Origin of the sequence: uncultured Cardiobacterium sp., assembly GCF_938028825.1 — a bacterium.
In the GTDB taxonomy this organism is placed as follows: Bacteria; Pseudomonadota; Gammaproteobacteria; order Cardiobacteriales; family Cardiobacteriaceae; genus Cardiobacterium.
In genome coordinates this window covers 1-13,409 of sequence record NZ_CALIZP010000003.1, presented here as the reverse complement: position 1 = coordinate 13,409, position 13,409 = coordinate 1, and the positions used below count along the sequence as shown (strand labels likewise).

Here is a 13,409-nt window from a genome sequence, read left to right as displayed (position 1 = left end):
GATATCGACAAGCTATTTAGGATCTGTATGAAAAATGAAATCCATTAGCTATATAGGCACCCCGGTCACGGAAATCGCCGTATTTGCCGGTGAATGCCAGCCAAATGCCGCCGTTGGAATTGGCGACAATTGTCAGGAGCGCCAGTAGCGACGCCTCAGCGATGCCGTCCCGTCCGACCACCAGGCCAAGCAGGGTGACAAGCAAGGCGGGTAGCAGCGTCTTGCAGAGTAACACCACCCCAGTATGCGCCAGCACCGGTCCGGAACTGCGTAGGGTAATCTGCATCCCGGTCGCAAAAATCAACAATGCAATCAGCGGCGCGGCGGAATTCTTGAATAAGGCTGTGGTGAACGAGCCAATGCCCAACGCTTCCGGCGCAAACGTGCCGACTAGCGAACCAAGCACCAGCGGAATCACCATCGCCCCGCCGGGCAGACGGTTCATCCAGTCATACAGCGGAACAATACTGCGCGGCGTAGCATCCGGACGGGTAGACATGGCAACCTCCAAAGGCAAAAGGAATAACAACATGTACGTACAAGTTGAAATTACCTCTAAGAGTGACAAAAGTCAATGCGGCAAACGCAAAAAACCAGTCGCGATGTGGCGGTAATGGAAAGAAAGCTGCAAAAACAAAGCGATGGCGTAGCCGACGCCCGCAGAAAAAAACCATAAACAAAGCACCGCACCACCCTGCCGCTTGCCGGGCGTAGGGTGGACTTCAGCCTGCCGGGCAGGCGATACCTGCTTTTTGCGATGACGACAAACCCGGCAACGACGCCGCTTGACGGGGCTAGTGTTTACGCCGCTTGGCGGGCCCGGTAACCGTGCCGCTTGGTGGTGCCTACGCCCGTCGCCCCCACAAGTGGGCGCGTTACAATGCAGTTCCCACAATCCCGCTCAGGAGAGCCCATGTCCACCACCCAACCCCTGCACGCCACCGTCGCCGACAGCCTGCGCCGCGACATCCATTCCGAACTGCTGCACGGTCCGCTGCCATCCGAAGCCGAACTGCAAAAACGCTTCGGCGTCTCGCGTTCGGTGGTGCGGCAGGCACTCGCGACCCTGGAAGCAGAAGGACTGGTGCAAAAAGCGCGCGGCAAAGGCAGTTTCGTCCTGCCGGTGAACCGCATCCGCCGCATCGTGCAATCGCTGAACGGCCTCGGCCTGCAAGTCGAAGAAACCGGCGCGACCGTGCAGACGGAAATCCTCGCTTGGGGCGTGGTGTCCTACGAAGAAGCGCCGCCCGCTTGGGGCGGGGAAGCGCTGCACCTGCAACGCCTGCGCAGCGGCTACGGCTACCCGCTGGCGCTTATCGAAACCTGGTTGCCGCCGGTGCTGGCCGGGCACCTACCGCGCGAAGTGCTGGAAAACGCCTCGCTGCACGAACTGATGAAAACCCGCGCGCACATCAACCTGCTGCGCTCCCTGCGCAACGTCTATGCCGTACCCGCCGCCGACCCGATGGCCGGCCTGCTCGGCGTTTCGCCCGGCGCGCCGCTTTTGCTCCTGAGCGGCACTACCTACGACGAACACGATGAAGCGGTGGAAATCTTCTCCACCTGGCACCGGGGCGACCGGGTGATGTTCCAGCTGGAACGCTTCAACGGCAAAGTGGCGGGTTGAGAACCTTCCGGGGATTTCAGTCCGCCGTACGGTTTGGAGAGTCGCCGGGCAGGGGAACTCCGGCTCCCGGTACCCGCATAAACCGCCCCGTGAGGCGGTTTTTCACTGGGCGGCGCTTAAGTAATCTGCGAATGTTGGTGCGTCTCTCCGCACTAGTTGTACCGTCTTCGGCGTGCCGCCTTCCCGGCGTAATTCCAGGGCTCGGAATCAGGCGGCGTGCGGGCGGCGGATGGCAAAGCCGTCGCGCATGCTCAGGCCGAGGAGGGCCAGGTTGGTCGCCCCGGCCAGCAGTTCCAGCGTCTGCACGGCGTAGAAGATGGCATCAAACTGCCCTGCTGCGGCGCGGTCATAGAGGGAAAAGGCGCAGGGCAGGAGGATGAACAGGCCGTTGGCGGCGATAAGCGACATGGCGGCGCGGGTGGTGGCGCAGCAGCAGCGGATGCTGGGCAAAGTGCCGCCGGCAGAGGCGTAGGCGGGCGGGACAACCACGCGCTTTACCTGCCCGTTATACTAGCCTCCTCTCATCACGCCGCTTGCGGCAGGAGTTTGTATGCAACTGATCCTCTGGCGCCATGCCAGCGCCAACAGTTTTAACGGCTATGACCGCATGCTCGACCCGACCGGGCACAAGCAGGCGGCGCAGGGCGGGCAGTGGCTCGCCGCGCACTACCCCAATCTGCCTATCCTCACCTCGATGGCGCGGCGGGCGATCGAGACGGCGGCGCATTATCCCTTCCCCAGCGAGGCAGTGGCCGCGCTCAATCCGGGCAAGGCGACGATGAGCGTCTATGATTTTCTTGTTGAGCGCGGCGAGAGCGATCTCATCGCCGTCGGTCATTTACCGTGGATCGGCCAGCTCGGCGCGCATCTCTTGCGCACCGGCGGCTATTACCCCTTTAATCACGGCATGGTGCTGGTCTTTACCGGTGATGACGGCGAGAACTGGCAGCTGTGTGATTCTTTCCAACCACAACCCGTGACGGGCTAAGGAGTTCTTATGCGTTTTCTTTTCCCCCTGCTGGCGGTGCTGGCCGCCCCGTTTGCCGCCGCACTCGGCGAAGCGGATTTGCTTGGCCGCTGGTCGTGCAGCACCTCGTATCCGGAAATCAATGCCAAGATTGACGATGTGCGCATTTTTAATGCCGATGGCACCACCACCAGCGACGGCACCACCATCTTCTTCATCCGCGACGGCCTCTTGCAATACACGACGCACAATGAAGAAACGTGGACGCTGAAAGACGGCGTGCTGCGCGTGGAGACGGTAAAAAGCACGGTCGAGCGGGCAATGCCGCCGCGCATTCAGAAGATGCTGGACGAAAAACCCGATGTGGCGGCGTTTGAAGCGAAGATGTTTGGCGTACTGCGCGGTGTGAAGGCGGGCGATGCGGTTTCGCTGACCGTTGATAAGGCCGACAAGCAGCAGCTTAATATGCACGACGAACGCGACAATCCGACGGAATGTACGCGGGCGGGGGCCAAACCGGCGGCGAAGCAGAAGAAAGGTAAGTGAAGCCGATGCGCGACGCCCTGCTCGTCATCGATATGCAAAACGGCGTGTTCGCCACGCCACGTCATGCGCGCGCGGCGGTCGTTGGCAACATCAACCGCCTGATGGCCGCTGCCCCGCATACCGTCATCATCCGCCATACGGACGACGATTTGCCGGCGGGCAGCGCGGCGTGGCAGCTATTGCCGGAACTGCACGTCCCCGCTGCTGCGGTGTATCTCGACAAGACTGCCTGCAACGCCTTTTACCGCACCGCGCTCGCCGCTACGCTGGCTGAGTGGCACAGCCGCGACCTGACCATCTGCGGCTGCACGACCGATTACTGTGTGGACAGCACCATCAAGGCGGCAGCCGCGCTGGATTACCGCGTGACGGTCGCCGCTGATGCCCACACCACCGGCGACCGCCCGCCTATTGCGGCGGATGTGCTCATTGACTACTACAACGATCTCTGGGCGCAGCTCATCCTGCCGGACAACCCTGTCCGCGTCCGCCGCAGCGACAGCATTATCACCGCCTGGCAGGCTGCCCCTGAATCTGCTGGTGTCGCCCAAAAAAGATAACGCCATTTCCTCTACCGCTTGCCGGGCCGAGACCCACCCTACTTTGGAATCCCCCATGCTCCTCTTTTCCCGACGCTTCCTGCCGTTCTTTATCACCCAGTTTGGCGGCGCCTTCACCGACAACCTCTACAAAAACGCGCTTTTGGTGTACCTCACCCTGCGCCTCAGCGACAGCAAAACCCTCAGCTTCTACACCAACCTGAGCATGGCGCTTTTCATCTTCCCAATGTTCCTTTTCTCCGCCTGGTCCGGCCTGCTGGCTGACCGCTTCGAGAAGCGCTTTCTCATCGTGCGTATCAAATGGCTGGAAGTGTTCATCATGGCCGTCGGCATCGTCGCCTTCGTCTTCGACCTCATCCCGCTGATGGTCGCCGTGCTCTGTCTGCTCGGTCTGCAATCCACCTTCTTCGGGCCGGTGAAATACGGCATCCTGCCGGAACGACTGCGCGAAGAAGAACTGATGCTGGGCAACGGCCTCGTCGAAGCAGGTACCTTCCTCGCCATTCTCGGCGGCACCCTGGCGGGCGCCTCGCTGGTTGCGCGCGAATCGCTGTACCCGCTGCTGTACACGGCGATGGTCGCTGCCGTCACCATCGGGCTTATCAGTGCCTACCTCATCCCCGCCGCCCAGGGCTCAACCGACCGCAGCGCCCTGCCACCGTTCCATCCCTGGCAGCAGACCAAAACCCTGCTCGCCTACACCTACCAGCAGAAAACCATCTACCAGTGCATCCTCGCCATCTCCTGGTTCTGGCTGCTCGGCGGTGCGCTTTTGACGCAAATCCCGCAGTACGCCAAAGAAGTGCTGAACAGCGGCCCGGAAGTTACCACCTACCTGCTGGTGCTGTTCTCCGTCGGCATCGGCATCGGCTCGCTCCTCAGCAACTTCCTTGCGCGTGGGCGAATTGAAGCAGGGCTTGTCCCCGTTGGCGCCTTCATCCTCGCCGCCGGCATGGCGGGTGTCATCACCATCAGCGCCAATCCTGCCCTCAGCGAGCTGCATACCTTCCGCACCTTCCTGCACGACCCGCGCTTCCTGCACACCACACTTTCCTTCTTCGCCATCGCCTTCGGCGGCGGTATCTACGCCGTGCCGCTCTACGCCATCATCCAGCACCGCGCCGAAAGCGGCCACAAATCGCAGATGATCGCGGCGAACAACATCCTGAATGCCCTCTTCCTCGTGCTGGTGAGCGTCCTCTCCATCATTATCCTCAGCGTCTTCGGCTGGTCGCTGCAAGCGCTCATCGCACTCCTGCTCGGCGTACACCTCGCCATCTCGTTTTACATCTTCACCGTCGTTCCGGAATTCATCATGCGCTGCCTCGTCATCCTCATCGTCGCCTGCTGCTACCGCCTGCGCGTGGAAGGGCGGGACAATATCCCGCGCAGCGGCGCGGCCATCATTGCCTGCAACCATATCTCCTACATGGATGCGCTCATCCTCATGGTCGCCATCCGCCGTCCGCTGCGCTTCATCATGTACTACAAAATCTTCCGCATCCCCGTGTTGCGCTACATCTTCAAAAGCGCGCGCGCCATCCCCATCGCTGGGCGCAGCGAAGACGCCGCGCTCTTCCGCCAATCCTTTGAAGACGTGCACACGGCGCTCGCCGACGGCGACATCGTCGCCATCTTCCCCGAAGGCGAACTGACCCGCGACGGCGAAATCGGCGTGTACCGACGCGGCATCGAAAAAATGCTGGAACGCGATCCCGTGCCGGTCATCCCCGTTGCCATCGACAACCTCTGGGGCAGCCTCTTCTCGCACGCGGGCGGGCTGATGAAGGGCGGGCCGCGCAAATGGTTCGCCCGTATCGACGTCCTCATCGGCGCGCCGCTGCCGCCGGAAACCGATGCTGAAACGCTGAAAGAAAAGACGCTGGCCTTGCTGGCGCAGCACAAAACACAACCCTAAACAAGGAAGCCACCATGCACAAAACCCTCTGTCTTGTTGCCCTCCTTCTCGCCGCGAGCGCCGCCCATGCCCTGAGCGACAGCGAAAAAGAAGCATTGAAGAGCGCCGCCGAACAGGCTTACCAACAGCAGGACTACGCCACCGCGCGGGAAAAATGGCAAACCCTCGCGGAGGCCGGCGATGCAGACGCGCAACATATCCTCGGTTACTTCTACTACAACGGCCAAGGTGTAGCGCAAGACTACGGAAAAGCACGTGAATGGTGGGAAAAAGCCGCTGCACAGGAAAACGCTTCTGCCGCCAACAACCTCGCCCTCCTCTACAAAGAAGGGCAGGGCGTCGCGCAGGACTATGGCAAAGCACGGGAATGGCTGGAAAAAGCCGCTGCCCAAGGCGATGCCGCCGCACAATACAACCTCGGCCAGCTCTATTACCACGGCCAGGGCGTAGTGCAGGATTACGGCAAAGCGCGCGAATGGCTGGAAAAGGCTGCCGCCCAAGGCATCGTTGATGCCCAGTACAATCTCGGCACGCTTTACGACAAAGGACAAGGTGTGCCGCAGGACATCGGCAAAGCACGCGAGTGGTACGAAAAAGCCGCTGAACAAGGCAATGCCGATGCGCAATACAATCTGGGCGAACTCTACCTTACAGGGCAGGGTGTGCCGCAGGATTACGGCAAAGCGCGTGAGTGGTTTGCAAAAGCGGCTGCCCAAGGGGATTTGCACGCTCAATACAACCTCGGTGTCCTTTATGACAACGGTGATGGTGTGGCGCAGGATTATGGCAAAGCGCGGCTGTGGTATGAAAAAGCCGCGACTCAGGGTCATGCCAAAGCCCAATATAACCTTGCCATCCTCTATTACCAGGGCAAAGGAGTGCCGCAGGACATCAACGAAGGGCGCAAATGGCTGGAAAAAGCCGCAGCCCAAGACCATGCGCGGGCACAATACCACCTCGGTGTCCTGTACCGGGACGGACAAGGAGTACCGCAGGATTACGGCAAAGCGCGTGAGTGGTTTGAAAAAGCCGCCGCTCAAGATGATGCTCAGGCGCTGTTTAATCTTGGCGCCCTCTATTATTTCGGCATAGATGTGCCGAAAGACATCGGCAAAGCCCGCGAATACTTTGCAAAAGCCGCCGCCCAAGGCGACGAAGGCGCCAAAAAAGCCTTGCAGCAACTCGGCAAATAAAACTGACAAAGCCCGCAACCACGCCGCTTGGCGGGGTTTTCTTGTGTATAAAAATGCACGGTTGACCCGCCCATTGTCTTCCTCTTAGCATCACGCCGCCACTCACACCCGGAGCCGTCCATGAACGCCCACCAACTCGGCGCCTGCCTTTACGTCCCCGCGACCCATCCGCAGCTGGTCGCCATCGCGCGCGGCGACAAACTGTCCGGCGTGCGCTCGCTTATCTACTGCACCGAAGACAGTGTGGCTGCGCGCGACCTGCCGCAGGCGCTGGCCAACCTCGCTGCCGCGCTCGCCGCCACGCCGGACGACTGCCCACGCCACCGCTTCATCCGCCTGCGCGATGCGGACGTGATGCGGCAGGTGCTGGCGATGCCGCATATCGGGCGCATCCACGGCTTCGTCCTGCCGAAAATCACCGCCGCCAGCCTCGGCGACTACCGCGCGCTGCTGGATACGGCTTTCCGCCTGATGCCGACCCTGGAAACACAGGAAACCTACCGGGAGAGCGAAGTGCTGCGTCTGCTGGATACCTTCGACCGCGACGGCTGGCGCGCGCGCATCCTCTGCCTGCGCATCGGCGGCAACGACCTGTTGAGCCAGCTGCACCTGCGCCGCCCGCCCGATGCCACCCTCTACGCCAGCCCGCTCGGCACATTGATTGACCGCCTGGTCGGCCTCTGCAAACCGGCAGGCTACCTCCTCTCCGCTCCCGTCTTCGAATACCTCGACCGCCCCGACCTCCTCGCGCAGGAAGTGCGGGAAGACCTGCGCCACGGCCTCACCGGCAAAAGCGCCATCCATCCCGCGCAGGTGGCGGTGATTGAGCGGGAATATCGCGTCAGCCAGGAAGAACGCGACCTCGCGCAGCAAATCCTCGCGAGTGAAGCCGCCGTGTTCCGCGCCGGCGGCGCGATGCAGGAAACCGCCGTGCACCGCAACTGGGCGCAGGCCATCGTGCAGCGCGCCAGGGCTTTTCCCGCCGCCTGAGCGGCAGCGGGCAGTGCGGTGCGGGTTTCCCGCCTGCCCGCGACATTTGTTTATAGTCGTTTCAGATAGGATTGAGACAAGGTGGCGCGCCGCAGACAGTACAACTAGTACGGCAAAGCGCGCCAACACCATATCAGTTCTAGTTGAAACGACTATACACCGGAGAAATCTCATGAAAATCGACCACATCGCCCTCTACACCGCCGACCTGGAACGCGCCCGCGCGTTCTACGAACGCTACTTCGCAGCCACTGCCAACGACCGCTATCACAACGCGAAAACCGGCCTGCAAACCTGTTTCCTGCGCTTCCCCGGCAGCGATACGCGGCTGGAACTGATGACCCGCCCCGATATCGCCGACGGCGGCGAGCGCATCCTGCGCACGGGTTTTATCCATCTGGCGTTCAGCGCCGGCAGCCGCGAGGCGGTGGACAGCCTGACGGCGCGGCTCGTGGCGGACGGCTATCCCTGCCTGAGCGGGCCGCGCACCACCGGCGACGGCTATTACGAAAGCGTCGTCGCCGATCCGGACGGCAACCTGCTGGAAATTACCGTGTGAAAATCCGCGCAAACCTGGGGAGTCTTCCGCTATCATATTCAGGAAACCACGCGTGATTCACACGCGTACCCGCTTTCTTTTTTCTTTCAAACAGGAGACAACTTTATGAAAATCCTCGCCGTATGCGCCCACGGTCTCGGCAGCAGCTTCCTGATGGAGATGAACATCAAGAAGGCACTCGCCAAACTCGGCATTGAAGCGGAAGTCGGCCATTCCGACCTTTCCATCACCGCCAGCGGCGACGCCGACCTCTTCGTGATGGGGGCAGACATCGTCGACAGTTCCAGCATTGACCGCAGCAAGATTATCGTCATCAACAACCTGGTCAGCGCCGACGAATTCGAGCAAAAGCTGGCCGTGTATTTCCACCATGATTAGGGGCGCGCCATGAAAGCCATCCTTGATTTCATCGTCGATATTCTCAAAGTGCCGTCCGTGCTGGTCGGCGTCATCGCCCTCATCGGCCTGCTGGCGCAGAAAAAACCCGCCGCCGATGTCATCAAGGGCACCATCAAGACCATCCTCGGCTTCATCGTCCTGAGCGGTGGCGCGGCGGTGCTGCTCGGCTCGCTCAACCCGCTCGGCGAGATTTTTCAGGAAGCCTTCCATGTGCAGGGCGTGGTGCCGAACAACGAAGCCATCGTTTCCGCCGCCCTGCAACAATACGGCACGGCGACCGCGCTCATCATGGCCTTCGGCATGGTGGCGAACATCGCCATCGCCCGCTTCACCCGCCTGAAATTCATCTTCCTCACCGGGCACCACACCTTCTACATGGCCTGCATGATCGCCGTCATCCTCGTCGTCGCGGGATTTAGCGGCGCGCTGCTGGTCATCGTCGGCGCGCTCACCCTCGGCCTCGTCATGGCGTTCTTCCCCTACATCGCCCAGCCCTTCATGCGCGACATCACCGGCAGCGACGAAGTCGGCTTCGGCCACTTCGGCACCGTCGGCTATGTCCTCGCCGGTTCGGTCGGCCGCGCCCTGCGCCCGCTGAAATCGCGCTCCACCGAAGAAATGAATCTGCCGAAGAACCTCAGCTTCCTGCGCGACAGCTCCGTCTCCATCGCCATTACCATGATGGTCATCTACCTTGTGCTGGTCATCGCCGCCGGGCAGAACTTCGTGCAGCAGGAAAAATTCTCGAACGGGCAGAACTTCCTCGTCTGGGCGGTCATCCAGGCCATCACCTTCGCCGCCGGGGTCTTCATCATCCTGCAAGGCGTGCGCCTCATCCTCGCGGAAATCGTCCCCGCCTTCACCGGCTTCTCGCAAAAACTCGTGCCGAACGCCCGCCCCGCGCTGGACTGCCCCATCGTCTTCCCCTACGCGCCGAACGCCGTCCTCATCGGCTTTCTGTCGAGCTTCGCAGGCGGGCTCATCGGCCTCTTCGTCCTCGGCAAACTGAACTGGGTGCTGATTCTGCCCGGCGTGGTGCCGCACTTCTTCTGCGGCGCGACCGCAGGCGTCTTCGGCAACGCTGCCGGCGGCCGCCTCGGTGCCATCACCGGTGCCTTCCTGCACGGTGTGCTGATTACCTTCCTGCCGGTGTGGCTGCTCTCCGTGCTTGGCGAACTGAAATTTGCCAGCACCACCTTCTCCGACACCGACTTCGGCGTCGTCGGCATCATCCTCGGCAAAATCAGCCAGACGGGGCAGCTCGCCATCACCGCGCTTGTCGTCGGCATCGTCGCGGCACTCGTCGCCTACAACTACCTTGTGCCGGAAAAACCCGCCGCCACAGCGGGCGACAAACCGGCGGCATAACCCGCTGCCATGTCACCCGGCCCCGCTCCGGCGGGGCTTTCTTGCGCGGCATCTCTGCTAAGATGCCGCCTCCCTTTACACTACACAGGAACACCACGATGGACACCATCGCACGCATCAAAGAACAAATCGCCACCACCCCCGTCCTGCTCTACATGAAAGGCACGCCGGACTTTCCCATGTGCGGCTTCTCCGCCAAGGCCGTTACCTGCCTGAAAGAAGTCGGCGAACCGTTTGCCTACGTCAACATCCTGCAAGACGCGGAAATCCGCAGTGAGCTGCCGAAATACGCCAACTGGCCGACCTTCCCGCAACTGTGGGTGAAGGGCGAACTCATCGGCGGCTGCGACATCATCAGCGAAATGCACCAGGCGGGCGAGCTGGCCGAACTGCTGAAAGACATCGAATGGCCGGACGAAGCATGAAATACGGTGCCGCCGTCGTCATCGATCGCCGCTACGGCGCATGGCTGGCACAAGGCCGCCCGGCGTCCCTGTAACGCCAAAATCAGGCCATCATCTGCCGCCGGGCGGGCTTGTAGTCCGCGTAGCCCCTTATTTTTTCAGCGCCTCGACAAAACGCCCCTGCCGCTACCGGCAGGGGCGTTTTGTTGTGGTATTACCCCGCGCGTGGCGGGAAGACGTCAGTCCGGTCGCGTTTTCCGCTCAGGGCAGCGCCGCCTCGATGCGGGCGCTGATGGCGGCGAGTTCGCCGCTGCCGTCGATGCTGCGCAGTTTGCCCTGTTGCCGGTAGTAGGCGGTGAGCGGTTTTGTCTGCGCCTCGAAGACGGCGAGGCGCTGGCGGATGGTCGCTTCGTTGTCGTCGCTGCGGCCGCGCGCCAGCATGCGTTGCACGATTTCTTCGTTGCCGACTTGCAGTTCGATGACGGCGTCAATCTGGCTGCCGCGCCCGGCGAGCAGTTTGTCCAGCGCTTCGGCCTGGGCGATGGTGCGCGGGAAGCCGTCGAAGAGCGCGCCCTTGTCGCCGAGGCGGGCGGCAATCATGGCGATGACGATTTCATCGGAGACGAGCTGGCCGCTTTCTATGATGGCTTTGGCCTGTTTGCCGAGGTCGCTGCCGGCTGCGATTTCGGCGCGCAGCATGTCGCCGGTGGAGAGATGGGTCAGGCCGTGTTTGTCGATGAGGAAGGCGGCCTGGGTACCTTTGCCTGAGCCGGGGGCGCCGAGCAGGATGATGTTCATGTTTTTTCCTTATGGTTCGTGGGGTTAACGGCGGTTAGGGTAGCACAGGATTTACGTGTTTTTTTATGTTTTTCCTGTGTTAGAATGCTGTTGCTTTCTGTACAAGCGTGTTTATTTTATGAGGTGTCTTATGAAAAAATTTACAGAAGATCATGAGTGGATTGCCGTTGATGGCGGTATCGGCACAATCGGCATCACGGATTTTGCCCAGGATGCCTTGGGCGATATTGTCTTCATCGAGTTGCCGGAAGTCGGCCGCGTGCTCGCCGTCGGCGATGAAGCGGCGACGATTGAATCGGTCAAGGCCGCAGGCGATGTGAAGAATCCGGTCAGCGGCGAGGTCGTCGAGGTCAATCAGGCGCTGGTTGACGAGCCGGGCCTGCTCAATTCTTCCCCGGAAGCCGACGGCTGGGTGTACAAGGTCAAGCTCGCCAATCCGTCCGAGCTCGACAGCCTGATGGATGAGGCCGCCTACCGCGATTTCGCCCAGAAGTAATTTCTTTTTGACAGCGCCGCGCGAGTGGCGCTGTGTTTTCTTTATTGCCAAGGGGTTTGCCATGTCTGCACCTGCACCATTTGTCGCCCGCCATATCGGGCCCTCGCCTGCCGATCAGGAAAAGATGTTGAAACTGCTGGGGTTTTCCAGTCTGGATGATTTTATTGATGCGGTCGTGCCGTCGGATATCCGCCGCAAGGACGGGATGGCGAAGCTGCCCGCCCCGCTCACCGAGCCGGACGCGCTGGCGGCGCTGCAAAAAATCGCCAACAAGAACAAGCTGTTCCGTTCGCTGATCGGCCAGGGTTATTACGGCACGGTGGTGCCGCCGGTGATTCTGCGCAACGTGCTGGAAAATCCGGGCTGGTACACCTCTTACACGCCGTATCAGGCGGAAATCTCGCAAGGCCGCCTCGAAGCGCTGCTCAATTTCCAGACGATGATTTGCGATTTGACGGCGATGGAAATCGCCAACGCCTCGCTGCTCGATGAAGCCACCGCCGCCGCCGAAGCGATGACGCTGGCGCACCGGCAAAGCAAGGCGAAGTCGGACGTCTTCCTCGTGGACAAACGCGTGCACCCGCAGACGGTGGACGTGATGAGAACCCGCGCCGTCCACCTCGACATCCGGGTCGTCGAAGTCGATAGCGCCGCCGCCCTGCCGGATGATTACTACGGCATCCTCGTGCAGTATCCGGACACCTACGGCCGCATCAACGACTACCGCGAACTCGTCAAACAGGTACATGCCAAAAACGGCGTCGTCGCCGTCGCCACCGACCTCCTCGCGCTGACCATCCTCACCCCGCCCGGCGAATGGGGTGCCGACATCGTCATCGGCAACAGCCAGCGCTTCGGCGTGCCGCTTGGTTTCGGCGGGCCGCATGCCGCCTTCATGGCCACCCGCGACAGCTTCAAGCGCTCCATGCCCGGCCGCCTCGTCGGCGTCTCGCAGGACAGCCACGGCAAACCCGCCCTGCGCCTCGCCCTGCAAACCCGCGAGCAGCACATCCGCCGCGAAAAAGCGACCAGCAACATCTGCACTGCGCAAGCGCTCCTCGCCATCATGGCGGGCTTCTATGCCGCCTGGCACGGCCCGGAAGGCCTGCGCGCCATCGGCCAACGCGTGCACGGCTACACCGCGCAACTCGCCGCCACCTTGGCGAAGAACGGCGTCAAAGTCGTGGACAGCGCCTACTTCGACACCCTGCACATCGAAACCGGCGCGGAAACCGAAGCCGTCCACAAACGCGCGCTGGCAGCGGGCTACAACCTGCGCCGCTTCGACGGCAAATGCATCGGTGTTTCGCTGGACGAATGCACCGACGAGGCCGAAGTCAAACGCGTCGCCGCCATCATCACCGGGCGCGACAACATCTCCCTCGCTGCGGCAGACAGCGTCCTGCCCGCCTTTGCCGTACGGCAAAGCACATACCTCGCGCATCCCGCCTTCAACTGCTACCACAGCGAAACGGAAATGATGCGCTACCTGCGCAAACTGAGCGACTGGGACCTCGCCCTTGACCGCGCCATGATCCCGCTCGGCTCCTGCACCATGAAACTGAACGCGGCGAGCGAAATGAT

The 13,409-nt window shown here is 61.6% G+C and carries 14 protein-coding genes and 2 pseudogenes; 13 read left to right on the top strand and 3 right to left on the bottom strand.

Annotated elements, in window-relative coordinates:
* Positions 1–43: 43 nt before the first annotated feature.
* A pseudogene (locus Q0562_RS00145) lies at positions 44–499 on the bottom strand (2-keto-3-deoxygluconate permease); the annotation flags it as partial.
* A 414-nt stretch (positions 500–913) separates the two neighbouring features.
* Between Q0562_RS00145 and Q0562_RS00140 the strand changes: the two are divergent.
* Positions 914–1,627, top strand: a complete 714-nt coding sequence (locus tag Q0562_RS00140) for a GntR family transcriptional regulator (protein ID WP_298639551.1) — start codon at positions 914–916, stop codon at positions 1,625–1,627.
* A gap of 207 nt (positions 1,628–1,834) precedes the next feature.
* Here Q0562_RS00140 and Q0562_RS00135 read toward each other — a convergent pair.
* Positions 1,835–2,035 (bottom strand): annotated as a pseudogene (locus Q0562_RS00135) (hypothetical protein); the annotation flags it as partial.
* Positions 2,036–2,177: 142 nt separating this feature from the next.
* On the opposite strand from Q0562_RS00135, the gene Q0562_RS00130 reads away from it, so the two are divergent.
* The 10 genes from Q0562_RS00130 to grxD all read left to right on the top strand — a co-directional run bounded on the left by Q0562_RS00130 (position 2,178) and on the right by grxD (position 10,552).
* Positions 2,178–2,615 (top strand): histidine phosphatase family protein, encoded by a 438-nt coding sequence (locus tag Q0562_RS00130; protein WP_298639546.1) that lies wholly within the window; start codon positions 2,178–2,180, stop codon positions 2,613–2,615.
* A gap of 9 nt (positions 2,616–2,624) precedes the next feature.
* Positions 2,625–3,140, top strand: a complete 516-nt coding sequence (locus Q0562_RS00125; protein ID WP_298639544.1) for a hypothetical protein — start codon at positions 2,625–2,627, stop codon at positions 3,138–3,140.
* A gap of 5 nt (positions 3,141–3,145) precedes the next feature.
* Positions 3,146–3,700 carry an isochorismatase family protein gene (locus Q0562_RS00120; RefSeq protein WP_298639557.1) on the top strand — a complete coding sequence of 185 codons (555 nt, stop codon included), beginning with the start codon at positions 3,146–3,148 and terminating at the stop codon, positions 3,698–3,700.
* Positions 3,701–3,755: 55 nt separating this feature from the next.
* The gene (locus tag Q0562_RS00115) at positions 3,756–5,618 is read left to right on the top strand and encodes an MFS transporter (RefSeq protein ID WP_298639541.1); all 1,863 of its coding nucleotides are present in this window, start codon (positions 3,756–3,758) and stop codon (positions 5,616–5,618) included.
* 14 nt (positions 5,619–5,632) lie between these two features.
* On the top strand, positions 5,633–6,811 hold the full coding sequence (locus tag Q0562_RS00110) for an SEL1-like repeat protein (protein WP_298639539.1): 1,179 nt from the start codon (positions 5,633–5,635) through the stop codon (positions 6,809–6,811).
* A gap of 120 nt (positions 6,812–6,931) precedes the next feature.
* Positions 6,932–7,801: an HpcH/HpaI aldolase/citrate lyase family protein gene (locus Q0562_RS00105; RefSeq protein WP_298639537.1), complete on the top strand. Its 870-nt coding sequence runs from the start codon at positions 6,932–6,934 to the stop codon at positions 7,799–7,801.
* 172 nt (positions 7,802–7,973) lie between these two features.
* Positions 7,974–8,360, top strand: coding sequence for a VOC family protein (locus Q0562_RS00100; RefSeq protein WP_298639535.1), 387 nt, complete (start codon positions 7,974–7,976; stop codon positions 8,358–8,360).
* Between the two features lie 105 nt (positions 8,361–8,465).
* Positions 8,466–8,738 (top strand): PTS sugar transporter subunit IIB, encoded by a 273-nt coding sequence (locus Q0562_RS00095; protein ID WP_298639533.1) that lies wholly within the window; start codon positions 8,466–8,468, stop codon positions 8,736–8,738.
* Positions 8,739–8,747: 9 nt separating this feature from the next.
* A complete protein-coding gene (locus Q0562_RS00090) occupies positions 8,748–10,127 on the top strand; it encodes a PTS ascorbate transporter subunit IIC (protein ID WP_298639530.1) in 1,380 nt (459 codons plus the stop codon).
* A gap of 98 nt (positions 10,128–10,225) precedes the next feature.
* Positions 10,226–10,552, top strand: coding sequence for a Grx4 family monothiol glutaredoxin (grxD, locus tag Q0562_RS00085; protein ID WP_298639528.1), 327 nt, complete (start codon positions 10,226–10,228; stop codon positions 10,550–10,552).
* A gap of 240 nt (positions 10,553–10,792) precedes the next feature.
* Here the strand turns inward: grxD and Q0562_RS00080 are convergent, their stop codons facing one another.
* The gene (locus Q0562_RS00080) at positions 10,793–11,329 is read right to left on the bottom strand and encodes an adenylate kinase (protein ID WP_298639526.1); all 537 of its coding nucleotides are present in this window, start codon (positions 11,327–11,329) and stop codon (positions 10,793–10,795) included.
* 130 nt (positions 11,330–11,459) lie between these two features.
* Here Q0562_RS00080 and gcvH point away from each other — a divergent pair, with 130 nt between their 5' ends.
* The gene (gene gcvH, locus Q0562_RS00075; protein WP_298639523.1) at positions 11,460–11,825 is read left to right on the top strand and encodes a glycine cleavage system protein GcvH; all 366 of its coding nucleotides are present in this window, start codon (positions 11,460–11,462) and stop codon (positions 11,823–11,825) included.
* Between the two features lie 61 nt (positions 11,826–11,886).
* Positions 11,887–13,409, top strand: a 1,523-nt coding sequence (gcvPA, locus tag Q0562_RS00070) for an aminomethyl-transferring glycine dehydrogenase subunit GcvPA (RefSeq protein WP_298639520.1), incomplete at its 3' end; no start/stop codon positions are given.

What these genes read in the sequence shown, in the direction of transcription:
- Q0562_RS00140 (WP_298639551.1), top strand. Translation starts at nt 914, where the DNA reads ATGTCCACCACCCAACCCCTGCACGCCACCGTCGCCGACAGCCTGCGC.
- Q0562_RS00130 (WP_298639546.1), top strand. Translation starts at nt 2,178, where the DNA reads ATGCAACTGATCCTCTGGCGCCATGCCAGCGCCAACAGTTTTAACGGC.
- Q0562_RS00125 (WP_298639544.1), top strand. Translation starts at nt 2,625, where the DNA reads ATGCGTTTTCTTTTCCCCCTGCTGGCGGTGCTGGCCGCCCCGTTTGCC.
- Q0562_RS00120 (WP_298639557.1), top strand. Translation starts at nt 3,146, where the DNA reads ATGCGCGACGCCCTGCTCGTCATCGATATGCAAAACGGCGTGTTCGCC.
- Q0562_RS00115 (WP_298639541.1), top strand. Translation starts at nt 3,756, where the DNA reads ATGCTCCTCTTTTCCCGACGCTTCCTGCCGTTCTTTATCACCCAGTTT.
- Q0562_RS00110 (WP_298639539.1), top strand. Translation starts at nt 5,633, where the DNA reads ATGCACAAAACCCTCTGTCTTGTTGCCCTCCTTCTCGCCGCGAGCGCC.
- Q0562_RS00105 (WP_298639537.1), top strand. Translation starts at nt 6,932, where the DNA reads ATGAACGCCCACCAACTCGGCGCCTGCCTTTACGTCCCCGCGACCCAT.
- Q0562_RS00100 (WP_298639535.1), top strand. Translation starts at nt 7,974, where the DNA reads ATGAAAATCGACCACATCGCCCTCTACACCGCCGACCTGGAACGCGCC.
- Q0562_RS00095 (WP_298639533.1), top strand. Translation starts at nt 8,466, where the DNA reads ATGAAAATCCTCGCCGTATGCGCCCACGGTCTCGGCAGCAGCTTCCTG.
- Q0562_RS00090 (WP_298639530.1), top strand. Translation starts at nt 8,748, where the DNA reads ATGAAAGCCATCCTTGATTTCATCGTCGATATTCTCAAAGTGCCGTCC.
- grxD (WP_298639528.1), top strand. Translation starts at nt 10,226, where the DNA reads ATGGACACCATCGCACGCATCAAAGAACAAATCGCCACCACCCCCGTC.
- Q0562_RS00080 (WP_298639526.1), bottom strand. Translation starts at nt 11,329, where the DNA reads ATGAACATCATCCTGCTCGGCGCCCCCGGCTCAGGCAAAGGTACCCAG.
- gcvH (WP_298639523.1), top strand. Translation starts at nt 11,460, where the DNA reads ATGAAAAAATTTACAGAAGATCATGAGTGGATTGCCGTTGATGGCGGT.